The 22,719-nt window shown below is 70.5% G+C and carries 27 protein-coding genes; 16 read left to right on the plus strand and 11 right to left on the minus strand.

Annotated elements, in window-relative coordinates; translation table 11 throughout:
• Nucleotides 1-118 precede the first annotated feature (118 nt).
• From argC to ACKTSN_RS37560, 5 genes are read left to right on the plus strand one after another with little or no spacing between them, the layout of a single operon-like run.
• Complete coding sequence (gene argC, locus ACKTSN_RS37540) at nt 119-1,147, plus strand: N-acetyl-gamma-glutamyl-phosphate reductase (protein WP_409473160.1); 1,029 nt, start codon at nt 119-121, stop codon at nt 1,145-1,147.
• Nucleotides 1,144-2,295, plus strand: coding sequence for a bifunctional glutamate N-acetyltransferase/amino-acid acetyltransferase ArgJ (gene argJ, locus ACKTSN_RS37545; RefSeq protein WP_409473161.1), 1,152 nt, complete (start codon nt 1,144-1,146; stop codon nt 2,293-2,295). The genes argC and argJ overlap by 4 nt, the downstream gene beginning before the upstream one ends.
• Nucleotides 2,292-3,200, plus strand: a complete 909-nt coding sequence (gene argB / locus ACKTSN_RS37550) for an acetylglutamate kinase (RefSeq protein ID WP_409473162.1) — start codon at nt 2,292-2,294, stop codon at nt 3,198-3,200. The genes argJ and argB overlap by 4 nt, the downstream gene beginning before the upstream one ends.
• Nucleotides 3,197-4,396 (plus strand): acetylornithine transaminase, encoded by a 1,200-nt coding sequence (locus tag ACKTSN_RS37555; protein WP_409473163.1) that lies wholly within the window; start codon nt 3,197-3,199, stop codon nt 4,394-4,396. The genes argB and ACKTSN_RS37555 overlap by 4 nt, the downstream gene beginning before the upstream one ends.
• A gap of 7 nt (nt 4,397-4,403) precedes the next feature.
• Nucleotides 4,404-4,940, plus strand: coding sequence for an arginine repressor (locus ACKTSN_RS37560; protein WP_129796900.1), 537 nt, complete (start codon nt 4,404-4,406; stop codon nt 4,938-4,940).
• An 83-nt stretch (nt 4,941-5,023) separates the two neighbouring features.
• Here ACKTSN_RS37560 and ACKTSN_RS37565 read toward each other — a convergent pair whose 3' ends face one another.
• The 6 genes from ACKTSN_RS37565 to ACKTSN_RS37590 form a co-directional block, all read right to left on the minus strand.
• Nucleotides 5,024-5,824, minus strand: coding sequence for an FAD:protein FMN transferase (locus tag ACKTSN_RS37565; protein WP_409473164.1), 801 nt, complete (start codon nt 5,822-5,824; stop codon nt 5,024-5,026).
• Nucleotides 5,817-6,551 (minus strand): FMN-binding protein, encoded by a 735-nt coding sequence (locus ACKTSN_RS37570; RefSeq protein WP_409473165.1) that lies wholly within the window; start codon nt 6,549-6,551, stop codon nt 5,817-5,819. Before ACKTSN_RS37570 ends, ACKTSN_RS37565 begins: the two co-directional genes overlap by 8 nt.
• Before the next feature lie 28 nt (nt 6,552-6,579).
• Nucleotides 6,580-7,962, minus strand: a complete 1,383-nt coding sequence (locus tag ACKTSN_RS37575) for a ferredoxin reductase family protein (protein WP_409473166.1) — start codon at nt 7,960-7,962, stop codon at nt 6,580-6,582.
• Between the two features lie 85 nt (nt 7,963-8,047).
• A complete protein-coding gene (locus ACKTSN_RS37580; protein ID WP_409473167.1) occupies nt 8,048-8,749 on the minus strand; it encodes a L,D-transpeptidase family protein in 702 nt (233 codons plus the stop codon).
• 75 nt (nt 8,750-8,824) lie between these two features.
• Nucleotides 8,825-9,415 carry a pyridoxamine 5'-phosphate oxidase family protein gene (locus tag ACKTSN_RS37585; RefSeq protein WP_409473168.1) on the minus strand — a complete coding sequence of 197 codons (591 nt, stop codon included), beginning with the start codon at nt 9,413-9,415 and terminating at the stop codon, nt 8,825-8,827.
• Between the two features lie 107 nt (nt 9,416-9,522).
• Nucleotides 9,523-10,374, minus strand: a complete 852-nt coding sequence (locus ACKTSN_RS37590) for a hypothetical protein (RefSeq protein WP_409473169.1) — start codon at nt 10,372-10,374, stop codon at nt 9,523-9,525.
• Nucleotides 10,375-10,567: 193 nt separating this feature from the next.
• Between ACKTSN_RS37590 and ACKTSN_RS37595 the strand changes: the two genes are divergently transcribed.
• The 6 genes from ACKTSN_RS37595 (at nt 10,568) to ACKTSN_RS37620 (ending at nt 16,800) form a co-directional block, all read left to right on the plus strand.
• Nucleotides 10,568-11,761, plus strand: a complete 1,194-nt coding sequence (locus tag ACKTSN_RS37595; protein WP_129796895.1) for an argininosuccinate synthase — start codon at nt 10,568-10,570, stop codon at nt 11,759-11,761.
• Nucleotides 11,762-11,861: 100 nt separating this feature from the next.
• Nucleotides 11,862-13,289 carry an argininosuccinate lyase gene (argH, locus tag ACKTSN_RS37600; RefSeq protein WP_409473170.1) on the plus strand — a complete coding sequence of 476 codons (1,428 nt, stop codon included), beginning with the start codon at nt 11,862-11,864 and terminating at the stop codon, nt 13,287-13,289.
• A gap of 62 nt (nt 13,290-13,351) precedes the next feature.
• The gene (locus ACKTSN_RS37605) at nt 13,352-14,323 is read left to right on the plus strand and encodes an aldo/keto reductase (RefSeq protein WP_409473171.1); all 972 of its coding nucleotides are present in this window, start codon (nt 13,352-13,354) and stop codon (nt 14,321-14,323) included.
• A gap of 78 nt (nt 14,324-14,401) precedes the next feature.
• Complete coding sequence (locus tag ACKTSN_RS37610; RefSeq protein WP_409473172.1) at nt 14,402-14,953, plus strand: TetR/AcrR family transcriptional regulator; 552 nt, start codon at nt 14,402-14,404, stop codon at nt 14,951-14,953.
• Nucleotides 14,950-16,482: an MFS transporter gene (locus tag ACKTSN_RS37615; RefSeq protein WP_409473173.1), complete on the plus strand. Its 1,533-nt coding sequence runs from the start codon at nt 14,950-14,952 to the stop codon at nt 16,480-16,482. The genes ACKTSN_RS37610 and ACKTSN_RS37615 overlap by 4 nt, the downstream gene beginning before the upstream one ends.
• 90 nt (nt 16,483-16,572) lie before the next feature.
• Nucleotides 16,573-16,800, plus strand: coding sequence for a hypothetical protein (locus tag ACKTSN_RS37620; protein WP_409473174.1), 228 nt, complete (start codon nt 16,573-16,575; stop codon nt 16,798-16,800).
• A 229-nt stretch (nt 16,801-17,029) separates the two neighbouring features.
• Here ACKTSN_RS37620 and ACKTSN_RS37625 read toward each other — a convergent pair whose 3' ends face one another.
• Both ACKTSN_RS37625 and ACKTSN_RS37630 read right to left on the minus strand, forming a co-directional pair.
• Complete coding sequence (locus ACKTSN_RS37625) at nt 17,030-17,632, minus strand: RNA-guided endonuclease InsQ/TnpB family protein (RefSeq protein WP_409473175.1); 603 nt, start codon at nt 17,630-17,632, stop codon at nt 17,030-17,032.
• A 19-nt stretch (nt 17,633-17,651) separates the two neighbouring features.
• Entirely contained in the window at nt 17,652-17,813 is a 162-nt protein-coding gene (locus ACKTSN_RS37630; protein ID WP_409473176.1) for a hypothetical protein, read from the minus strand.
• Nucleotides 17,814-17,851: 38 nt separating this feature from the next.
• Between ACKTSN_RS37630 and ACKTSN_RS37635 the strand changes: the two genes are divergently transcribed.
• Entirely contained in the window at nt 17,852-18,010 is a 159-nt protein-coding gene (locus ACKTSN_RS37635; RefSeq protein WP_409473177.1) for an Arc family DNA-binding protein, read from the plus strand.
• 112 nt (nt 18,011-18,122) lie between these two features.
• Nucleotides 18,123-18,623, plus strand: coding sequence for a sensor histidine kinase (locus ACKTSN_RS37640; protein WP_409475012.1), 501 nt, complete (start codon nt 18,123-18,125; stop codon nt 18,621-18,623).
• Here the strand turns inward: ACKTSN_RS37640 and ACKTSN_RS37645 are convergent.
• A complete protein-coding gene (locus tag ACKTSN_RS37645) occupies nt 18,535-19,209 on the minus strand; it encodes a lysophospholipid acyltransferase family protein (RefSeq protein ID WP_409473178.1) in 675 nt (224 codons plus the stop codon). The genes ACKTSN_RS37640 and ACKTSN_RS37645 overlap by 89 nt on opposite strands.
• 420 nt (nt 19,210-19,629) lie before the next feature.
• On the opposite strand from ACKTSN_RS37645, the gene ACKTSN_RS37650 reads away from it, so the two are divergent.
• From ACKTSN_RS37650 to ACKTSN_RS37660, 3 genes are all read left to right on the plus strand, one after another.
• Nucleotides 19,630-20,805 carry a glycerophosphodiester phosphodiesterase gene (locus tag ACKTSN_RS37650; protein WP_409473179.1) on the plus strand — a complete coding sequence of 392 codons (1,176 nt, stop codon included), beginning with the start codon at nt 19,630-19,632 and terminating at the stop codon, nt 20,803-20,805.
• Between the two features lie 75 nt (nt 20,806-20,880).
• Nucleotides 20,881-21,387 (plus strand): RNA polymerase sigma factor, encoded by a 507-nt coding sequence (locus tag ACKTSN_RS37655; RefSeq protein ID WP_409473180.1) that lies wholly within the window; start codon nt 20,881-20,883, stop codon nt 21,385-21,387.
• 44 nt (nt 21,388-21,431) lie between these two features.
• The gene (locus ACKTSN_RS37660; RefSeq protein WP_409473181.1) at nt 21,432-21,929 is read left to right on the plus strand and encodes a GNAT family N-acetyltransferase; all 498 of its coding nucleotides are present in this window, start codon (nt 21,432-21,434) and stop codon (nt 21,927-21,929) included.
• A 2-nt stretch (nt 21,930-21,931) separates the two neighbouring features.
• Here ACKTSN_RS37660 and ACKTSN_RS37665 read toward each other — a convergent pair whose 3' ends face one another.
• Nucleotides 21,932-22,366 (minus strand): hypothetical protein, encoded by a 435-nt coding sequence (locus ACKTSN_RS37665; protein ID WP_224738051.1) that lies wholly within the window; start codon nt 22,364-22,366, stop codon nt 21,932-21,934.
• The gene (locus ACKTSN_RS37670; protein ID WP_129796883.1) at nt 22,347-22,706 is read right to left on the minus strand and encodes a hypothetical protein; all 360 of its coding nucleotides are present in this window, start codon (nt 22,704-22,706) and stop codon (nt 22,347-22,349) included. Before ACKTSN_RS37670 ends, ACKTSN_RS37665 begins: the two co-directional genes overlap by 20 nt.
• Nucleotides 22,707-22,719 lie beyond the last annotated feature (13 nt).

Raw genomic sequence — 22,719 nt, forward strand, 5'->3', positions numbered from 1 at the left:
GCCGGGGGCCGGGGGCCGGGGGCCGGGGGCCGGGGGGCGGTGCATCGGGCGGGTGCGGCGCATGATTGCATAAACGTGCAGCAGCACGTATAGTCATGCCATCGAGGAGGAGGGTCCCATGACGGTACGTGCCGCAGTGGCCGGAGCGAGCGGGTACGCGGGTGGAGAGCTGCTGCGTCTGCTCCTGACGCACCCCGAGGTCGAGATCGGCGCCCTGACCGGCAACTCCAACGCCGGTCAGCGGCTCGGCGCGCTCCAGCCGCACCTGCTGCCACTGGCCGACCGCGTGCTGCAGGAGACCACCGCCGACGTCCTCGCCGGGCACGACGTCGTGTTCCTCGCCCTCCCGCACGGCCAGTCCGCCGCCGTCGCCGAACAGCTCGGCCCCGACGTCCTCGTCGTCGACATGGGCGCCGACTTCCGGCTGAAGGACGCCGCCGACTGGGAGCAGTTCTACGGTTCCCCGCACGCCGGGACCTGGCCCTACGGCCTCCCCGAACTGCCGGGCGCCCGCGCCGCGCTGGAGGGGTCCAAGCGCATCGCGGTGCCCGGTTGCTACCCCACGGCCGCCTCCCTCGCGCTGTTCCCGGCGTACGCCGCGGGGCTGGCCGAGACCGAGGCCGTGATCGTCGCCGCGTCCGGCACGTCCGGCGCGGGCAAGACGCCCAAGCCGCACCTGCTGGGCTCCGAGGTCATGGGCTCCATGTCGCCGTACGGCGTCGGCGGCGGCCACCGCCACACGCCCGAGATGATCCAGAACCTCAGCGCCGCCGCCGGTGAGCGGGTCTCGGTGTCCTTCACCCCGACCCTCGCACCGATGCCGCGCGGCATCCTCGCCACGTGCAGCGCCAAGGCGCACGAGGGCGTCACCGGCGAGTCCGTCCGCGCCGCCTACGACAAGGCCTTCGCCGACGAGCCCTTCGTCCACCTCCTGCCCGAGGGTCAGTGGCCCGCCACCGCGTCCGTCCACGGTTCCAACGCCGTTCAGGTGCAGGTCGCCTTCGACGCCGCCGCGCACCGCATCATCGCGATCAGCGCCATCGACAACCTGACCAAGGGCACCGCGGGCGGTGCCGTCCAGAGCATGAACCTCGCCCTCGGGCTCCCCGAGGAGCTGGGCCTTTCCACGATCGGAGTCGCACCGTGAGTGTCACGGCAGCACAGGGATTCACCGCGGCCGGCGTCGCCGCCGGGATCAAGGAGAACGGCAACCCGGATCTGGCCCTCGTGGTCAACACCGGGCCCCGTCGCGCCGCCGCGGGCGTCTTCACCTCCAACCGTGTGAAGGCCGCGCCGGTGCTGTGGTCCGAGCAGGTCCTCAAGAGCGGCCAGGTCTCCGCCGTCGTCCTCAACTCCGGCGGCGCCAACGCCTGTACGGGACCCAAGGGCTTCCAGGACACCCACGCGACCGCCGAGAAGGTCGCCGAGGTGCTCGGCCGGGGCGCCATCGAGGTCGCCGTCTGCTCCACCGGCCTCATCGGCGTACTCCTGCCCATGGACAAGCTGCTCCCGGGCGTCGAGACGGCCGCCGCGCAGCTGTCCGAGCACGGCGGTGAGAAGGCCGCCATCGCCATCAAGACCACCGACACCGTCCACAAGACGTCGGTCGTGACGAAGGACGGCTGGACCGTCGGCGGCATGGCCAAGGGCGCCGGCATGCTCGCCCCGGGCCTCGCCACCATGCTGGTCGTCCTCACCACGGACGCCGACCTCGACAGCGACGTACTGGACCGGGCGCTGCGCGCGGCCACGAAGGTGACCTTCGACCGGGTCGACTCCGACGGCTGCATGTCCACCAACGACACCGTGCTGCTGATGGCCTCCGGCACCTCCGGGATCACCCCGCAGTACGAGGAGTTCGCCGAGGCCGTACGGACCGTCTGCGACGACCTCGGCCAGCAGCTGATCCGGGACGCCGAGGGCGCCAGCAAGGACATCAGGGTCGAGGTGATCAACGCCGCGACCGAGGACGACGCCGTCGAGGTGGGCCGCTCCATCGCCCGCAACAACCTCCTCAAGTGCGCGATCCACGGCGAGGACCCCAACTGGGGCCGCGTCCTGTCCGCGATCGGTACCACGCAGGCGGCCTTCGAGCCGGACCGGCTCAATGTCTCCATCAACGGCGTCTGGGTCTGCAAGAACGGCGGCGTCGGCGAGGACCGCGAGAAGGTCGACATGCGCTACCGCGAGGTGCACATCGTCGCCGACCTCGCCGCCGGCGAGCAGACCGCCACCATCTGGACCAACGACCTGACCGCCGACTACGTCCACGAGAACAGCGCCTACTCGTCATGAGCACTACGCGTAAGCACACCGCACTGCCCAAGGCCCAGATCCTCATCGAGGCGCTGCCCTGGCTGGTCCGGCACAACGGCAAGATCGTCGTCATCAAGTTCGGCGGCAACGCCATGATCGACGAGGACCTGAAGGCCGCGTTCGCGCAGGACGTGGTGTTCCTCCAGCACGCCGGCCTCAAGCCGGTCGTCGTGCACGGCGGCGGCCCGCAGATCAGCGCCGCCCTCGACAAGCACGGCATCGTCAGCGAGTTCAAGGCGGGCCTGCGCGTCACCACCGAGGACGCCATGGACGTCGTACGCATGGTGCTGGCCGGACAGGTGCAGCGGGAGCTGGTCGGGCTGCTCAACCAGCACGGCCCGCTCGCCGTCGGCCTCACCGGCGAGGACGCGCACACCATCACCGCCACCAAGCACCAGCCCGAGATCGACGGCGAGTTGGTCGACATCGGGCGGGTGGGCGAGATCACCGACATCGACACGGGCGCGATCGAGGCACTGCTCGCCGACGGCCGCATCCCGGTCGTCTCCTCGATCGCCCGCTCCCAGGACGACGGACATGTCTACAACGTCAATGCTGATACGGCGGCTGCGGCACTCGCTGCTGCGCTGGGCGCCGAGACCCTCATGGTCCTCACGGACGTCGAGGGCCTCTACGAGGACTGGCCCAACTCCGACGAGGTGATCAGCCGCCTCACCGCTTCCCAACTGGAGAAGCTGCTGCCGGAGTTGTCCTCCGGCATGGTGCCGAAGATGGAGGGCTGTCTGCACGCCGTGCGGGGCGGCGTGAACACCGCCCGCGTCATCGACGGCCGGGTCCAGCACTCGATCCTGCTGGAGATCTTCACCGACGAGGGCATCGGCACGATGGTCGTGCCCGACCAGCAAGAGGGGGATGCCGTATGACCGCCAACCAGGAACTGACCGCGCGGTGGCAGGGCGCGCTCATGAACAACTACGGCACCCCGCGGCTGCCCCTGGTCCGCGGCGAGGGCGCGAAGCTGTGGGACGCCGACGGCAAGGAGTACGTCGACTACGTCGGCGGCATCGCGGTCAACGCCCTCGGCCACGCCCACCCCGGGGTCGTCGAGGCGGTGAGCCGCCAGATCGCCTCGCTCGGCCACGTCTCCAACCTGTTCGTCGCCGAACCGCCTGTCGCGCTCGCCGAGCGGCTGCTGGAGCTCTTCGGCCGGGACGGCAAGGTCTACTTCTGCAACTCCGGGGCCGAGGCCAACGAGGGCGCCTTCAAGATCGGCCGGCTGACCGGGCGCACCCACATGGTCGCCACCCAGGGCGGCTTCCACGGGCGCACCATGGGCGCCCTCGCGCTCACCGGCCAGCCCGCCAAGCAGGACCCGTTCCTGCCGCTGCCCGGTGACGTCACCCACGTCCCCTACGGCGACGCGCAGGCGCTGGCCGCCGCGGTCACCGAGGAGACGGCGCTGGTCATCATCGAGCCGATCCAGGGCGAGAACGGGGTCGTGGTCCCGCCCGCCGGCTATCTGAAGGCGGCCCGCGCGATCACGGCCGCCACCGGATCGCTGCTGGTCCTGGACGAGGTGCAGACCGGCGTCGGCCGCACCGGCCACTGGTTCGAGTACCAGGCCCACGAGGGCGTCCTGCCCGATGTCGTCACGCTCGCCAAGGGGCTCGGCGGCGGACTGCCGCTCGGCGCCACCGTCGCCTTCGGCCGGGCCGCCGAGCTGCTTCGGCCCGGTCACCACGGCACGACCTTCGGCGGCAACCCGGTCGCCTGCGCCGCCGGACTCGCCGTCCTCGACGCCATCGCGAACGAGGGCCTGCTGGAGAACGTCAAGCGGCAGAGCGAGAAACTGCGGGACGGAATCGAGTCCCTGGGCCATCCGCTGGTCGGCCATGTCCGGGGTGCGGGCCTGCTCCTGGGTATGGTGCTCACCAAGCCGCTCGCGCCGCAGGTGCAGCAGGCGGCTCAGGACGCCGGATTCCTGGTCAACGCGCCCGCCCCCGATGTCGTACGGCTCATGCCGCCGCTGAACCTCGGCGACGACGAAGTGGCGGCGCTTCTCCAGGCGTTGCCCGGCATCCTCGACGCAAGCCACGGGGACGGACGAGCCGGAGAATGAGACGACGATGAGCCACGCGCAGGACCACGGGCACGCAGGGCCTGCCGTGCCGCAGACCCGCACCGCACGCCACCGCCGGATCGTGGACATCCTCAACCGGCAACCGGTGCGCTCCCAGAGCCAGTTGGCGAAGCTTCTCGCCGACGACGGGCTGACCGTCACCCAGGCGACGCTCTCCCGGGACCTGGACGAGCTGAACGCGGTGAAGATCCGCAACACCGACGGCGACCTCATCTACGCGGTGCCCAGCGAGGGCGGTTTCCGCACCCCGCGGGCGCCGCTGGGGGAGTCGGCGAAGGAGGAGCGGATGCGGCGGCTGTCGCAGGAGCTGCTGATCTCCGCGGAGGCCTCAGCCAACCTCGTGGTCCTGCGTACCCCGCCTGGAGCCGCGCAGTTCCTGGCCTCGGCCATCGACCAGGCCGAACTGCACGACATCCTGGGCACGATCGCCGGTGACGACACCCTGCTGCTGATCAGCCGGCAGCCGGACGGCGGGCAGGCACTCGCAGAGCATCTGCTGCGGCTGGCCCAGAACGGGCACTAAGCGCCGTGGGGCTGTTCTCGTCGGTCGGGCGCGGGTTGTCTGTGGTCGATCGCGCAGTTCCCCGCGCCCCTAGGTCACTCCGCTCACCCCAGTCGAGAAGCCAGGCCTCCTGTACACCTCACCTCGTCGCCCGCCGTGATCAGCAGCGCTTCCACGTCCGGCAGCGACTCCAGCCACGCCAGTCCCTCCCGCGAGCCCATCGCGAAGGCCGCCGTGGCCCAGCAGTCCGCCCAGGTCAGCCGGGGTGCCACCACGGTCACGGCGACGAGGTCCGTCACCGCGGACTTCCCGGTGCGCGGGTCGACGATATGGGCCCCGCGCTCGGCGGTGCCGGACGTGGCCACGGCGAGCTCGTCCAGTCCGGCGGCGGAGATCACCGCCGCCAGCCCGCCCGGCCGCAGCGGATCCGACACGCCGACCCGCCAGGGCCGCTGCGGGCCAGGGGTGCCGAGCAGCTGCACGTCACCGCCGCCGTTGACGCTCACCCCGCTCACCCCGGCCGCCGCCAGCCGCCGGGCCGCCCGCTCGACGGCCCAGCCCTTGACGATCCCGGTCGGATCGAGCCGTCCCTCGTACGACATGCTGAACCAGCCCTCGCTGCTCCGCTCCGCCTCGGCGCCGAGCTCCAGCACCAGGGCGACGTCGGGATCGCACTCCTCGACGGTCACCTCGTTCCGGGCCAGCCGTGAGACCTGACTGTCCTCGCGGTAGGTGCTGAACACCTCGTCGACCCGGTGGAGTCCGGCGATCGCCTCGTCGAGGGCCGCCTGGACCGTGCCGGGATCCCCGCCGCGGACGTCGAAGGAGAAGACGGTCCCCATCGCCTCCTCCGCCCGGCGTACCGCGGCGGGAGCCTGTGCGGGTTCGGTCACCGGCTCAGCCACCGGCCTGGTCCAGGGCCGACTGCAGAGACTGCTGGTAGCCGGTGCTGGTGTAGGTGGCCCCGGACACGGCGTCGATGTCGGCGCTGCCTGCTGCCACGGCCGCCTGGTTGAGCTGAGGCACGGCATCGGCGGTGATCTGGCTGCTGCGGCCACCGCTGGGTGCCTGCACCGCCTCTGCCTGGGTGACCTTCCCGCCGCTGACGGTGACACGGACCTGGACCGGCCCGTACTGGGTCTGGGCGACCTCGCCGGTGACGGTCCGGGCCTGGGCACTGCCCGAGCCCTGGTCCGCGGCGCCGCCGCCCCCGGCCTGGATCTGGTCCAGGGCGGACTGCAGGGACTGCTGGTAGCCGGTGCTGGTGTAAGTGGCTCCGGACACGGCGTCGATGTCGGCGCTGCCGGCGGTGACGGTGGCCTGGTTGAGCTGGGGTACGGCGTCTGCGGTGATCTGGGTGCTGCGGCCGCCGCTGGGTGCCTGCACCGCCTCGGCCTGGGTGATCTTCCCGTTGCTCACGGTCAGCCGTACCTGCACCGGTCCGTACTGGGTCTGGGCGACCTCGCCGGTGACCGTGCCGCTGCCGGCGGCCTGGGCGCCGCCCTGGGGCGACTGTCCCGCCGCCGCGGAGCCGGGGTCGGACGCCGGCTTCAGCGACAGCAGCAGCACGATGCCGGACACGGTGGCGGCGGTGGCGAGCACGGCACGCCGAACGGGATGGCTCTTCTTCATGGTTGCCGGTCTCCTGATGACCCGTCGCTCACATCTCGAACGACTCGTGATGGATACGGCGGGCGGGAACCCCCGCGCCGCGCAGTGCCTCGTACACGGACTGCGCGAAGCCGGGCGGCCCGCACAGAAAAACGTCATGACGGTCGATGTCCGGGATCTTCCGCTGCAGGGACTCCGCGGAGATGTCCGGGCGCGCCCCGTCCGGGCTGTTGACCGCGTACATCAGCCGGGCGCCCCGCTCGTCGGCGATGGCGGCCAGCTCGTTCCACAGGGCCAGGTCCTGGGTGCTGTTGGCCCGGTACAGCAGGGTGAGGTCGCCGGCCGCGCCGGGCAGCGTCTCGAACAGTGCCCGCATCGGGGTGATGCCGACACCGCCGGCCACCAGCAGCACCTTGCCGCGGCTGCGCCGGGACGCGGTCAGCGCGCCGTACGGTCCCTCGGCCCACACCCGGGTGCCGGGCCGCAGCTCGCGCAGCCGGGTGCTGTGGTCGCCGATCGCCTTCACGGTGATCCGCAGCATGTCGGGACGGGGCGCCGCCGACAGCGAGTACGGGTGGGAGCTGAACCGCATGCCCGGCGCCATGAACCGCCAGCGGAAGAACTGCCCGGCCTCCGCCCCCATCCGGTGCAGTTTCCGCCCACCGATCAGCACCGACACGATCCCCGGCGTCTCCTCGATCACCGCCTCGACCCGCATCCGGTGCTTCAGGTTCAGTCGGATCGGGGTGAGGATCCGGAACCAGATCACGAGCGCGGTGACCGACCCGTAGAGCCCGTACCAGAAGGTCTTGGCGAGGGGTTCGACAGCGAACTCGTTGCCGGTGCTGATCTGGTGCCAGAACGTCAGGAACACCGCCGCGTACGTCATCAGGTGCACGTGGTACCAGGTGTCGTACGGCATCCTGCGGCGGATCCCGCCGATCGAAACCAGGCCGATGAGCAGCAGCAGTCCGGTGCCGATGGCGGCCTTGCCCATGTCCGGCAGCTGGGTGACGGAGTCGATCGTCTGCTGGACGATGTCGCCCAGCCCCTTGCCGGCCTGCAGGGCGTAGCCCCACATGATCAGGAAGATATGGGCGAGGACCAGGCAGAGGGTGTAGCGGCCGGTCATCGCATGCCAGCGGGCGACCCGGTCGGAGCCCACCCGCCGTTCCAGGGCGGGCACCCGGGCCATCTGCAGGACCACGAGCGCCATGAGATATCCGGCGAGCAGACCGGTGATCCGGCCCGCGGCCAGGATCTGACCGGTGCGGTCGGCGATGGACGGCGTGTTGTCCCACCACAGCCACAGCACCCCGGCCGCGCCCGCCCACAGGGCGAGCAGCAGCGGGACGGCGGGGGAGCGGCGCGGGCGGATACGGCGCATCGTCTGACGCCGGGCGGCACGGCCGCCTGCGAGCGTGGTGGTCACGGTTCCTCCGGGGACGGGGGCAACGGGTGTGTCGTAGTCCCTTGGCCCAGAGATACGTGCAGGGGTGGCCGTGTGTTCAGGTCGGTCAGTACCGAGTGATCGCCGTACCGCCGCTCACCGTCCCCACGGCGATGTGCGGCCGCTGCGCCGGCTCGGCCCACTGAAGGATCAGCCGCATGGCGTCCGCCGGCACGGACACACAACCGGCCGTCGCCCCACGCCCGTTGACATGCAGGAAGATGCCGGCGCCGCGCCCGTGCACCGGTTTGCGGTAGTTGAAGCCGATGACGAGGGCATGCGCGTACCGGTTCCCGTACGACACCAGGTGCTCGGCCTCGGTGGCACGGCAGTCGGCGGGGCGGGGCTCGGTCCACCGGTTGTAGGACCGGGAGCGGACGTCCTGGCACCACCAGGAGTTCTGCCGGGCCGGGCGGTACTTGTACGTCGTCCCGCGCGGCGCCGCCTTGATGCCGAAGGCGTACGGCAGGTCGTACAGCCCGGTCGGCGTCGTGTTCGTGCCCTGCTTCCGTGAGGCGCCCTCGACAAGCCCGTTCGCCCCGAAGCGGGCCGGCGTGGAACCGGCCTCCACCCAGCGGCCGTCCCGCCGGTCCCACCAGGTGACCGTGCCCGTCGTCGAGCCGGCCCGCGGCGCCACGGCGGTGATCAGCTGGCTGCCGCCGCCGGTGTCGGCCATCCGGTCGGGCAGCGGGGCGGCTCCTGCCGGAGCGACGGCGAGCAGGGCGGCGGAGGTGAGGACGGACAGGACGGCTGTGACACCAGAGCGCATGCCTGTGAAGCTAACGGGCGGCAGGGGCAGCGGCAGTTCGGAAGAGCCATTCGGGCGGGCAGACGTCCGAAGTGGTTACTTCGGGCGGGCGGGCGGCAGGGGCAGCGGCAGGCCGGGCAGCCCGTCCAGGCTCGTGGCGATGTGGTCCTTCTTGGCGAAGTACTCGCTGAGCGAGGCGTCGTCCTCGCGCGCGAAGCGCTGGGCGTGCAGGTCGCGGTCCCCGTCGTACGACATGTGAGGCACCGCGAAACCACAGGAGTCCCGGACGAGTTCGGCCGTCACGACGACGATCGCCCGCAGCCCGTGCGGGCTCGGGTCGACGTCCGGAAAGCGGGCGAGCAGCTCTCCGAACCGCGGGTCGTCGCGGAACACCGGCTCCCCGCGGCCGTGCACCCGGACGATGTTCGGCGACCCCTGGAAGGCACACCACATGAGGGTGATCCGGCCGTTCTCCCGCAGATGGGCGATGGTCTCGGCGTTGGAGCCGGCGAAGTCGAGGTAGGCCACGGTGTGTTCGTCCAGCACCGCGAAGGAGCCCTGCACGCCCTTGGGGGAGAGGTTGACCGTGCCGTCCCCGGACAGCGGGGCGGTCGCGGTGAAGAAGAGGGGCTGCTTCTCGATGAACGTACGGAGTCGGCCGTCTATGCGCTCATACGTCTTTCCCATACCACTGATTGTCGAGGAAAGTCGTTTCCCTGCCCGAGGATTTCCAGGAGAGTCACCGCGGCCGCCCCGGCCGGCGCTCCAACGGGGCGGCCACAGTACCTGTCACGTCACTCGGTGAGCGTGCAGGCGGCCAGGGCGTCGAGGCCCTGGGGCTTTTCGGCGGTGCGGCCGATGGAGATGGCGATGCGGTCGATGGCGGCGGTGCGCTTGGAGGCGAGGGGGCCGAGGATGGCGTTCTGCACGAAGTTGGGTCCGCCCTGCCCGACGGTTTCGTTCAGGCGCTTGTCGGCCTCGTCGATCTGGGTGTCGAGCAGCGCGAGGTTGCGGTCGACCTCGGCCTGTGCGGACGCCGGGATCGCCGGCAGCTGAGAGGCGACGTCGGGGCAGGAGATGGCGCCGGCGGCCGTGTTGCCGCCCGCCGCGTCGCCCGCGTCCTCGGCGCCGCCCGCCTCCTCCGTGGCCGGGGCCTCCGGCTCCGCCGTGGCGGTGTCGCCCTCGCCGGCCCCGGCACCTGCGCCGGCGTCGAGTGTGCAGGTCGCGAACGCCTCAAGGCCCTCGGGCTTCTCGGCGGCGCGGCCGATGGCGGTCTCGATGCGGTTCAGCGTCGCGATGCGCTTGTCCTCGAGCGGACCGAGGATGGCGTTCTGCACGAAGTTGGGTCCGCCCTGCCCGACGGTTTCGTTCAGGCGCTTGTCGGCCTCGTCGATCTGCGTGGTGAGCAACGCCAGGTTGCGGTCGACCTCGGCCTGCGCGGACGCCGGGATCGCCGGCAGCTGGGACGCCACTTCGGGGCAGCTGATGGTGCCGGCCGCCGCCTTTGTCGTCGCCTGCGCGCCGTTCTCGGGCGTCTCCCCGGCCAAGGCGGAGCCGGCGATCAGCGCCCCGGACAACACCACCGCTGACACGCCGCCGATCATCGCGACGCGGCGCTTGTTGTACTTCGGAAGAGCCCTGGACATGCGGAAGCCTCACTTGGGTCGGGGGTGTGTGCGTTGACAGAACCGGCGCCGGTGTTCGGTGGGAAGTACGGGAAAGCGGTTTCGGATGTTCACCCGCCGACGAGATTTCCGACTCCGCAGGCACCGCATTGACGAATCATGCAGTCTCCTGCATACTCATGCATGTCAGCGAATGCAGTGTGAGGAGAAACCCGTGACCGAGCGCGTCGTACTCGCCTACTCGGGCGGCCTGGACACCTCTGTCGCCATCGGCTGGATCGCCGAGGAGACGGGCGCCGAGGTCATCGCCGTTGCCGTGGACGTCGGCCAGGGCGGCGAGGACCTGGACGTCATCCGCAAGCGCGCGCTCGCCTGCGGCGCCGTCGAGGCCGAGGTCGCCGACGCCAAGGACGAGTTCGCCGAGGAGTACTGCCTCCCGGCGATCAAGGCCAACGCCCTCTACATGGACCGCTACCCGCTGGTCTCCGCCCTCTCCCGGCCGACGATCGTCAAGCACCTCGTCGCCGCCGCCAAGAAGCACGGCGCCACCACGGTCGCCCACGGCTGCACCGGCAAGGGCAACGACCAGGTCCGCTTCGAGGCCGGCATCGTCGCCCTCGCCCCCGACCTGAAGTGCATCGCCCCGGTCCGCGACTACGCGATGACCCGCGACAAGGCCATCGCCTTCTGCGAGGAGAAGAACCTCCCGATCGCGACCACCAAGAAGTCCCCGTACTCCATCGACCAGAACGTCTTCGGCCGCGCCGTCGAGACCGGCTTCCTCGAGGACATCTGGAACGCGCCGATCGAGGACATCTACGAGTACACCCAGAACCCGGCGACACCGCGCGACGAGGACGAGGTGATCATCACCTTCAAGGAGGGCGTCCCGGTCGCCATCGACGGCAAGCCCGTCACCGTCCTGCAGGCCATCCAGCAGCTCAACGAGCGCGCCGGCGCCCAGGGCATCGGCCGGATCGACATGGTCGAGGACCGCCTGGTCGGCATCAAGTCCCGCGAGGTGTACGAGGCCCCGGGCGCGATCGCGCTGATCACCGCCCACCAGGAGCTGGAGAACGTCACCGTCGAGCGCGAACTCGCCCGCTACAAGCGGCAGGTCGAGCAGCGCTGGGGCGAACTGGTCTACGACGGCCTGTGGTTCTCCCCGCTCAAGCGCGCCCTGGACGGCTTCATCAACGAGGCCAACCAGCACGTATCCGGCGACGTCCGGATGACCCTGCACGGCGGCCGCGCCGTCGTCACCGGCCGGCGCTCGCAGGAGTCGCTGTACGACTTCAACCTCGCGACCTACGACACGGGCGACACCTTCGACCAGTCCGCGGCCAAGGGCTTCATCGACATCTACAGCCTGTCGTCGAAGATCGCGGCGAAGCGCGACCTCGCGTAAGCACCGAGGCTCACCTCACACGCACTAGCCTGACAGCCGCCTCCTCACTCACGTCGTGGGGAGGCGGCGGCACATCCGGACCTCTTGAGGAGCACAGCAAGTGAGCAGCAACAGCGGTGACGTACGGCTCTGGGGCGGCCGTTTCGCCGACGGTCCCGCCGAGGCCCTGGCGAAGCTGTCCGCGTCCGTCCACTTCGACTGGCGGCTCGCGCCCTACGACATCGCCGGTTCGCGTGCCCACGCGCGCGTGCTGCACAAGGCCGGGCTGCTCACGGACGACGAGCTGCAGCGCATGCTGGCCGGGCTGGACCAGCTCGAAGCGGACGTGGCCTCGGGCGACTTCGTCGGCACCATCGCCGACGAGGACGTCCACACCGCCCTCGAGCGAGGCCTGCTGGAGCGCCTCGGCCCCGACCTCGGCGGCAAGTTGCGCGCGGGACGGTCGAGGAACGACCAGGTGGCGACCCTCTTCCGGATGTACCTGCGTGATCACGCCCGCGTGATCGGCGGGCTGATCGCCGACCTCCAGGACGCCCTGATCGGCCTCGCCGAGGCGCACCCCGACGTCGCGATGCCCGGCCGCACGCACCTCCAGCACGCCCAGCCGGTGCTCTTCGCCCACCACGTCCTCGCGCATGTGCAGTCCCTGTCCCGGGACGCGGAACGCCTGCGCCAGTGGGACGAACGGACGGCGGTCTCCCCGTACGGCTCGGGCGCGCTGGCCGGTTCCTCTCTCGGCCTCGACCCCGAGGCCGTCGCCCGCGACCTCGGCTTCGAGCACGGCAGCGCCGGCAACTCCATCGACGGCACGGCCTCCCGTGACTTCGTCGCCGAGTTCGCCTTCATCACCGCGATGATCGGAGTGAACCTCTCCCGGATCGCCGAGGAGGTCATCATCTGGAACACGAAGGAGTTCTCCTTCGTGACCCTGCACGACGCCTTCTCCACCGGCTCGTCGATCATGCCGCAGAAGAAGAACCCGGACATCGCCGAGCTGGCCCGCGGCAAGTCCGGCCGCCTGATCGGCAACCTGACCGGCCTGATGGCGACCCTGAAGGCGCTCCCGCTCGCGTACAACCGCGACCTCCAGGAGGACAAGGAGCCGGTCTTCGACTCCATCGACCAGCTGGAGGTCCTGCTCCCCGCCTTCACCGGCATGATGGCCACCCTCACCGTCCACCGCGAGCGCATGGAGGAGCTGGCCCCGGCCGGGTTCTCGCTCGCCACGGACATCGCCGAGTGGCTGGTCAAGCAGGGCGTGCCCTTCCGGGTCGCGCACGAGGTCGCCGGCGAGTGCGTGAAGGCCGCCGAGGCCGAGGGCAAGGAGCTGGACGAACTGACCGACGAACAGTTCGCGAAGATCTCCGCCCACCTGACCCCCGAGGTCCGCTCCGTCCTCAACGTGCCGGGCGCCCTCGCCTCCCGCAGTGGCCGCGGCGGTACGGCGCCCAGTGCCGTCGCCGTCCAGCTGGCCGAGGTCAAGGCGGACGTGACCGCGCAGCACGCGTGGGCGAACGCCCGTAAGTGACACCCGGGCATCGCGGGTTACGTTGGTCGCACGCCGTATGGAGCGACCGAACGGAGCCCGCGATGCCCTTCGCCCGACTGACCTCGGCAACGACTCCCACCTGCCACATCGGCCTGGGCCTCGCCGCCGTCGGCCGCCCCGGTTACATCAACCTCGGCCGTGAGCAGGACCTCCCCGCCGACCGCAGCGTCGAGGCCCTGCGCGAGCGGACGCACGAGCTCCTGGACGCCGCCTACGCCCAGGGCGTCCGCTACTTCGACGTCGCCCGCTCCTACGGCCGCTCCGAGGAGTTCCTCGCCGACTGGCTGAACGCCCACCCCGAGATCGACGACATCGTGGTCGGCAGCAAGTGGGGCTACACCTACACCGCCGAGTGGACCACCGACGCGGAACAGCACGAGGTCAAGGACCACAGCGTCGCCACCTTCGAGCGGCAGCGCGCCGAGAGCGCCGAGCTGCTCGGCGACCGGCTCGACCTCTACCAGATCCATTCGCTGACCCCGGACAGCCCGGCCCTCACCGACAAGTACCTGCACGCCAGGCTCGCGGAGGCGGCCGCGCAGGGCCTCACCATCGGCTTCTCCACCAGTGGGCCCGCGCAGGCCGACGCCGTCCGGGCGGCGCTGGAGGTGACGGTCGACGGCGAACCTCTCTTCCGTACCGTCCAATCGACGTACAACGCCCTCGAGACCGCCGCCGCCCCCGCCCTCGCCGAGGCCCACGACGCCGGCCTCACGGTGATCGTCAAGGAGGCCATGGCCAACGGCCGGCTCGCTGAGCCGTATGCGCCGGACGCGCTGAAGGCCGTAGCGGAAGAGACCGCTCTCGGCTGCGACGCCGTGGCCCTTGCGCTGATCCTGCGCCAGCCCTGGGCCGGCGTCGTTCTCTCCGGCGCGGCGACCGTCACCCAGCTCGCCTCCAACCTGCACGCCGCCGTCGTCGACCTGGACGACGACCAGCTGAGCCGCCTTGCCGCGCTCGTCGAGGAGCCGCAGGCGTACTGGGAGCGGCGCGGGCAGTTGCCCTGGCACTGAGGGTTTCCCGGCCTGGGGCTATGAGTCACGCATGCCCAGTATGAGACACGGATGTCTCATATGCGCTATGTTTGTCTCATGGCCGTCGATCCAGACCACGTACTCCGCAGCGCCGCAGCCCTGCTGACCCGCAAATCCACCGCGACCATGGACGAGGTCGCCAAGGCCGCCGGGATCAGCCGGGCCACGCTGCACCGCCACTTCGCCGGGCGCGACGCGCTGGTCCGGGCGCTGGAGTCGCTCTGCCTCGCGGAGTGTGAGGCCGCGCTGGACGCGGCCCGCCTGGACGAGGGCAGCGCGAGCGACGCCGTACGGCGACTGGTGCGCGAGATCGAGCCCGCGGCCGGGCTCCTGTCCTTCCTCTACAGCGAGAACCAGCTGTTCGAGGGCGAACAGCAGAACGAGGGCTGGGCCCGGCTCGACGCCCGGGTCTCGGTCCTGTTCCGGCGTGGCCAGGACAGAGGCGAGTTCCGTATCGACCTGACCCCCGCCTGGCTCACCGAGGCTCTCTACGGCCTGATCGCCGCCGGGGCCTGGTCCGTACATGACGGCAAGGTCGCAGCAAAGGACTTCCAGACCATGATCGTCGAGCTGCTGCTCGGCGGCGCACTACGGAGAGAGGAATCATGACCAGCACCCTGCAGCCGGCGACCGCGACCGAGGCGGTGAAGCGCCCGGGCCGCTGGCTCGCGCTGTCCGTCCTCGTGCTCGCCGTGCTGCTGGTGGCCGTCGACGCCACCGTCCTCGGCCTCGCGACCCCGTACATCAGTGAGGACCTGCGGCCCTCCGGCACCCAGCTGCTGTGGATCGGCGACGTCTACTCGTTCGTCATCGCCGGTCTGCTCGTCTCCATGGGCAGCCTCGGCGACCGCATCGGCCGCAAGCGGATCCTGCTCGTCGGCGCCACGGCGTTCGGCGCGGTGTCCGTGCTCAACGCCTATGCGACGACGCCGGAGATGATGATCCTGGCCCGGGCGCTGCTCGGCGTCGCCGGTGCCACCCTGATGCCGTCCACGCTCGCCCTGATCCGCAACCTCTTCCACGACCCGCGCGAACGCAGCCTCGCCATCGGCATCTGGGGCGCCACCGCCTCCGCCGGTACGGCGGTCGGCCCCATTGCCGGCGGTTTCCTGCTGGAGCACTTCTGGTGGGGATCGGTCTTCCTGATCAACCTGCCCGTGATGGCGGTGCTGGTCGTGGTGGGCGTCAAGCTGCTGCCGGAGTCGCGCAACCCCGACCCTGGCCCGTGGGACCTGCACAGCGTCGTGCTGTCGCTGGTCGGCATGGTCGGCATCGTGTACGCCGTCAAGGAGGCCGCCGCGCACGGCTTCGAGTGGGCGGCGCTCGCCGTGGGCCTCGTGGGCGCGGCCGCCCTCTACTGGTTCGTCCGGCGCCAACTGACCCTGCCCACCCCGCTGCTGGATATGCGGCTGTTCAGCAACCGCGGCTTCAGCGGTGCGGTGCTGGCCGATCTGCTGACCGTCCTCGGCTTGTCCGGCCTGGTGTTCTTCCTCTCCCAGTACCTGCAACTCGTGCAGGGCAGGCGGCCGTTCGAAGCGGGTCTGGCCGAACTGCCCGCCGCCATCGGCGCGGTGGCGGCCGGTCTGGTCGCCGGGCGGGCGGCCCGGCGCTTCTCGGTACGGGCCGTGGTCTCCGGCGGACTCGCCGCCGTCGGCCTGGCGCTGGCCACGCTGACCCTGCTGAGCCAGTCCACCGGCTACCCGCTGCTCGGGACCGCACTGCTGGTCGTCGGCGTCGGTGCCGGGTTCTCGTTCACCGTGACCGCCGACGTGATCCTGGCCTCCGTACCCAAGGAGCAGGCGGGCTCGGCGTCCGCCGTGTCCGAGACGGCGTACGAACTGGGCGCCGCCCTCGGTATCGCCGTGCTCGGGTCGATCGTGACCGGCGTCTACCAGGGCTTCACTGCTCCGGCCGACACCCCCGACGGGGTGCACGAGTCGCTGGGCGGTGCGGTGGAGGCGGCGGCGGGTCTGCCGGCGCAGACGTCCGAGGCGCTGCTCGACGCGGCTCGGCAGTCCTTCGTCGACGGGCTCACGCTCGCGTCGGGAGTCGGCGCGGCAGTCCTGCTCGCGGCGGCTGTGGCGGCCTGGTTCCTGCTGCGCGGACAGAAGCTGGCGGGCACGGTCGAGCACCCGTAGTCGTACCGGCTTTAAGTCCGTTTTCGGCTTCGCCTGATGGTCTGGCGCTGTACCCGATGTCGTATGCCACGGCTGAAGGAGCCACCGACCATGACACGTCGTACGAAGAAAGCACTCGTCACCGCGTCCGTCCTGGCCGTCGCCGGTCTGGCCGGAGGCGGTGTCGCGCTCGCCGCCGACGGGGGCGAGACGCCGCGCGAGCAGATCAGGTTCGTCGTCGAGGAGGACGGCAGCGGCGCGGCCGACCGCGCGGACTGCCCCTGGAAGGACGGCGGCGGCACCAAGGCCCCGTCCGACGACCCCGCCTCGGCGCTGTGACCGCCCCGTCCGGTGAGGACAAGCTCCTCGAAGAGGCCCTCTTCGAGGTCAAGCGGGTGATCGTCGGCCAGGACCGCATGGTGGCGCCACCTACCTCGCGGTTGAGCGCAGCGGCGAGGCCCACCTGGTCAGCAACCAGTTCTCGGCGAAGAAGTACTTGAACAACGTCTCCATCGGTGAGATCGACGTCTTGAATGCTCCCCTCCCTGAAGGGCTGGGGATTCCTGGCTCAGGCTGCCTCCTGGAGCGGCGCTCCGGGTGGTCTTACGCCCTCGGCACCAGCCGGGTTCAGACCTGCCCGGACGAGCATCACGCGGGCGGAGTTCTCGTCCCTGGGGGAGGCGGCTCCGCACGCGGTGCGGGTGTAGGTGCGTTCCGACAGCGGCAGTGCGTGCTTGGTTCTCGCTCCGCACGATGCGCAGTCCATGGTGGTGTGCGCGGGGTGCACGAGACGCACGACCCGCCCGTGCTTGCGGCCCATCTCCATCAGGGCCTTCTTGGTGGCGCCGATGGCGGCGTCGGCCGCCTTGCGCGCCATCGATGTCCTGGCGAGGAATTTCGGGCGGAAGTCCTCCACCGCGATGGCGTCGTGGTCGCGCACCACCCGCTTGGCCCACTTGCGGCCGGTGTCCTGCCGCTGCCGGGCGACCTTCTTGTGTGCCTTCGCGCGCAGCTTCTTCGCCTGGCGGTAGCCCTTGGAGGCGGCCTGTCCCCTGGCGGGTTTGCGGCGGGCCAGCATGCGGTCGTACCGCGACAGTTTCGCCTGTGCTTTTCTGCCGTGCTCGGCGTGCGGGAGGTCGTGGGCGTCGCTGGTGGTGGTCGCGGTTTCCATCACGCCCAGTCCACACCGATCACCGCGATCGGGCCACGCACTCGTTCCAGATCCATCGGCAGCGGTCCCACTCCGCCATGAGGGCGGTGCGGGCGGTCGACGACACGCGCAGACGGTAGGTGTACCGGGCGTGCCCGGCCTCCTCTTTCTGCTGTTTTGCTGTCGTTATGACGTCAAACATGTGTCAATTCTGTGTGTTCACGCAACTACAGTGATGGCATGGATGAAGAAAAGCGCATCACCGTCCGGCTCCCCCTCGAACTTCACGAACGCCTCGCCGCGCGGGCGAAGCGAGAACACCGGTCGGTCAACGGCGAGATCGTGCACCTCTTGGAGATCGCGCTCGCCGATCCGTCGGCAGACACCGAATCGCCCTGACGGAGATTCGGCTTTCTCTGCCCTGCTCCGCAGGAGTCCGATTCCTCTCCGGTCCGAAGGCCGGGGCATCCTCGGAGCAACCCGGTGAAGCTCCAAGAGTTCGAGGCGGTGTCTGACGGTCGTCGGCGACCACAACGCCCTGCGCCGAGCCGTCGGCAACCTGCTCTCCAACGCCGTACGACTGGCCCCGCCCGGCACCCGCATCACGGTCGCGGCCGGCCGCTCGGACGGCTGGCTGTGGACGGCCGTCCGGGACGAGGGCCCCGGCATCCTCGACGACGACCAGGCGCGGGTCTTCGACCGGTTCTGGCGGGCGAAGGGCAACGGCGGCGGACGCGACCGGCACGCGGGCCTCGGCCTCGGGAACGTCCGCCAGATCGTGGAGTCGCACGGCGGTCAGGTGCGGCTGTTCTCAAGGGTGGGCGAGGGCTCGACATTCGTCCTGTGGTCCCCGACCCCGGGCGAGAGCACGAACGGCGGCCCTCCGGAGAACGCCCCTGTTTGGACGCGCCCAACCAGCGGAGCTACGCCGCCTCTTTGGCCTTGGTGGCGTACATGTCCACATATTCCTGCCCGGACAGCCGCATCACCTCGGCCATCACCGAGTCGGTGACGGCCCGCAGGACGTACCGGTCCCGGTCCATCCCCTCGTACCGCGAGAACTCCATCGCCTCACCGAACCGCACCGTCACCCGGCTCGGCCGGGGCATGCCCGCGCCACCCGGCTGGATCTTGTCGGTGCCGATCATGGCGAACGGGACGACGGGCGCCCCGGTCATCAGGGTGAGCCGCGCGATGCCGGTGCGCCCTCGGTACAGCCGCCCGTCGGGAGACCTCGTGCCCTCCGGGTAGATGCCGAAGACCTTGCCCTCCTCCAGCACCCGGCGGCCGGTCATCAGCGCCGCGACACCGCCCTTGCCACCGTCCCGGTCGACCGGGATCATGCCGACGCCGGTGAAGAACCACGCCATCAGCCGGCCCTTGAAGCCCTTGCCGGTGACGTACTCGTCCTTGCCGATGAAGAACACCTGACGGTCGCAGACCAGCGGCAGGATCATCGAGTCGATGAACGTGAGGTGGTTGCCGGCCAGGATGACCGGACCGTCGCCAGGGATGTGCTCCACGCCCTCCACCCGGGGGCGGAACATCAGGCGCATGATCGGACCGAGCACTGCCTTGATGAGCGCGAAGCGGGACAACGGACCCTCCGGTGTCAAGGGGATGTCAACGGGTGTCTAGGGGTGGCTGGGGATGTCAAGGGATTCGGTCTATGTCTGTGCAGGTGAGGACGATACTCGCGGCGGCACGGGTCGCGCACATCGGGGACATCGGGTTCACCGAGGCCTTACGCACTGTTGACGTACGTTTACCTGCGGTGGCGCGTCGTGGACGGCGCGTAACCCGTACGCGACGATGTGACGGACATCGCGCGGGAGGCCTAACGCCCGGGTGCCCCGGAGGCCGAGGCCAACGCCGACGGGCCGTCATAGGGTGGCTGGAATACGCACCCCATACGACATCCAACGTCATCCACGCGTTCGAACCGAGGCCTCCCGACGGACACGTCCGCCCCCCTACGATCGGCGCGCACCGACGAGTCGACGGCAGGGAGGCCGCTGATGAGACCGCAGGAGTCGAACGAGCAGGCACAGGAGAACGCCACCGGCACCGGACGGCGGGCGCTCCTCGGCGCGGCCGTGCTCGGCGCGAGCGGAGCCGTCCTCGGTCTGTCCGGCACGGCGAGAGCCGATGCGCGACATGGAGGCCGCGGAATGAAGTCCCTGCCCGTGCCGACGATCGTCGCCCACCGCGGCGCCAGCGGCTACCGTCCCGAGCACACCCTCGGCGCGTACCAGCTGGCCCTCGACATGGGCGCCGACATCGTCGAGGCCGGCGACCTGGTGCCCACCAAGGACGGTCACCTCGTCTGCCGGCACGAGCCGGAGATCGGCGGCACCACGGACGTCGCCGACCACCCCGAGTTCGCCGACCGCAAGACCACCAAGGTGCTGGACGGCGTCTCCACCACCGGCTGGTTCACCGAGGACTTCACGCTCGCCGAGCTGAAGACGCTGCGCGCGACCGAGCGCATCCCGGCCAACCGGCCGCACAACACCCTGTACAACGGCCGCTGGGAGATCCCCACCTTCGAGGAGGTGCTCCAGTGGCAGGAGGAGCAGACCCGCCGGCGCGGCAGGCAGGTCTGGATCTACCCCGAGCTCAAGCACCCCACGTACTTCCGCAAGCTGGGCCTCGGCCTGGAGGAGCGGGTCGCCAAGGTGTTGCGCAAGTACGGGCGCAACAAGTGGAACTCGCCGGTCATCCTCCAGTCCTTCGAGCCCACCAGCATCCAGCGCCTCAACAAGCTGGTCGACAACCCGCTCGTCGTCCTGCTGTCCGGCGCGAGTACCCGCCCCTGGGACTTCGTCGAGACCGGTGACCCCCGCACGGTCGCCGACCTGATCAAGCCGGCCGGCCTCAGGGAGATCGCCTCCTACGCGCAGGGCATCGGCCCCACCCTCGACCTCATCATTCCGAAGGACGCCGCCGGCAAGCTCACCGAGCCGACCCCCCTCGTCACCGACGCGCACAAGGTCGGCCTGATCCTGCACCCCTGGACCCTGCGCAACGAGAACCCCTTCCTGCCGGCCGACTTCCGCAAGGGCACCGACGCGGACGCCTACGGCGATGTCTTCGGCGCCTACCGGGCGTACTTCGCGACCGGCATCGACGGCATCTTCACCGACCACCCCGACACCGGCCTGCTGGCCCGCGAGGACTTCGTCAACGGCTGAGTCCCCGGCCACCGTTCGGAGTGACAGTCGGCCGCCCGGGGCAACCCGCCGCCGGGCGGCCGCGTCGTGCCGCATATGACGCACGACCTGCTCACCACACTGCGCCCGCTGCTCGCCGCGGAAGCCTCCGCCGAGGCGCCCGCCGCCGGCACCGAACCCGGCGACCTGGAACAGGCGGTCTGGCTGCGCCTGCTGGAGCGCCTCGACACCGACGGTCCGCCCCACGACCCCGAGCGCTGGCTGCGCAGGGCCGTCCGCTCGGAGGCCCGCCGCACCCGCCGTACCACCAGACTCGAGCGACCGTACGACAGCGAACCCGCCGACGACGGCGACCGCGGCCCCGAACAGCTCGCCCTCGCCGCCGCCCGCCGCCGCGCCCTGCGCGACGCGGTGCGCCGGCTGCCCGGCCGCTGTCCGAGGCTCCTCGAAGCCCTTCTGTCGCCGAAGGACCTCACATACCGGGAAATCGCGGGGGAGTTGGGTATCTCACAGGGCAGCCTGGGGCCGGAACGTTCCAGATGTCTGGGATGTCTACGGCGATTGCTTGCAGCGGAGGTTGCGGCTCGCGAAGTGCGGGGATAGGAGTGAGGGACGACAGGCAACAGGTGAGCGGGAGGCGTGCACACATGGGCATGAGCGTGATCATCTCCGAGGCGACCGACCAGGACGCCGAGCAGATCTTCAAGCTGCAGTACCTGTGCTTCCAGAGCGAGGCCGCGCTGTACGGCAACTACCGCATCGACCCGCTCGTCCAGACCCTCGACTCCGTCCGCCAGGAGGTCGCCACCGACTGCGTGTTCGTGGCTCGCCTCGGCGACGAGGTGATCGGCTCCGTACGCGGCGCGGTGACCGAGGACGGCGCCGCCTCCATCAGCCGCCTGTGCGTCCACCCCCGCATGCAGGGCCACGGCATCGGCGCGAGGCTGCTGCGCGCGGCCGAGGCGGCACTCGCGGAGGAACGCGGCGCCAAGAAGTTCCGCCTCCACACCGGCCACCGCAGCGAGAGCAACCTGCGCCTGTACCGCCGGGTCGGCTACGAGACGGTGGGCACGTCGGAGGGCACGGACGGCGTCCCCATGATCGTCCTGGAGAAGAAGGCGGGCTCGTACGCGGCCACTGCCTGACGTCAACCCGGCTGCTCGGTCCGCGACTTCCGCAACCAGTACAGAGCTGAAACCGGCAACAAAACCGGAATGAACAGATACCCCATGCCGAAGTCGGACCACACGGTCGCGTCAGGGAAGGCAGACGGCTCGACAAGCGTCCACGTACCGACGACGAGCACACCCACCAGCTCGGCGGCACAACACACCACCGCCGCCTGACGAGCCGTCTCCCCACCCCGCACCAGCGAGTACGTGATGAACCCGTACACGACTCCCGCAACCGCCGACAGCGAATAGGCGAGCGGCGCCCGGTCGAACTCGGTCGCGATCTGGTACCCGGATCGCGACACCGCCCCCACGACCATCACGCCGTACAACCACACGAGCAGCACACCGGGCCCACTGATCAACCGTGTCCTGGTCGTCGTGGCCACCTCAGCCTCCCCAGATGTCATAGAGCCGCACCTCCAGGACGGCCAGCACCACACCGCCGGCGGCCACCGTCACCGACCCCCACCGCGTCCGCTCCGCCAGCGACATGAACCCCGCGGCCGGGATGCACGCGAACGCCCCCAGCAGGTACGCCACGAAGATCGTCGTCCCCTGCTCCGGCTTCTCGCCCCGCGCCAACTGCACGACTCCGACGACCAGCTGGACCAGCGCCAGCACCGACACCACGGCCATCCCGATGAAGTGCCAGTCCTTCGTCGGCTGATCACGGTACGCGGCCCAACCGCACCACGCGGCGAGCAGCAGCGCGGCGACACCGGTCGCCAGCGTCAGGGCATCAAGCATGCATCGACCCTAT

This window comes from Streptomyces flavusporus, assembly GCF_046267975.1.
In the GTDB taxonomy this organism is placed as follows: Bacteria; Actinomycetota; Actinomycetes; order Streptomycetales; family Streptomycetaceae; genus Streptomyces; species Streptomyces flavusporus.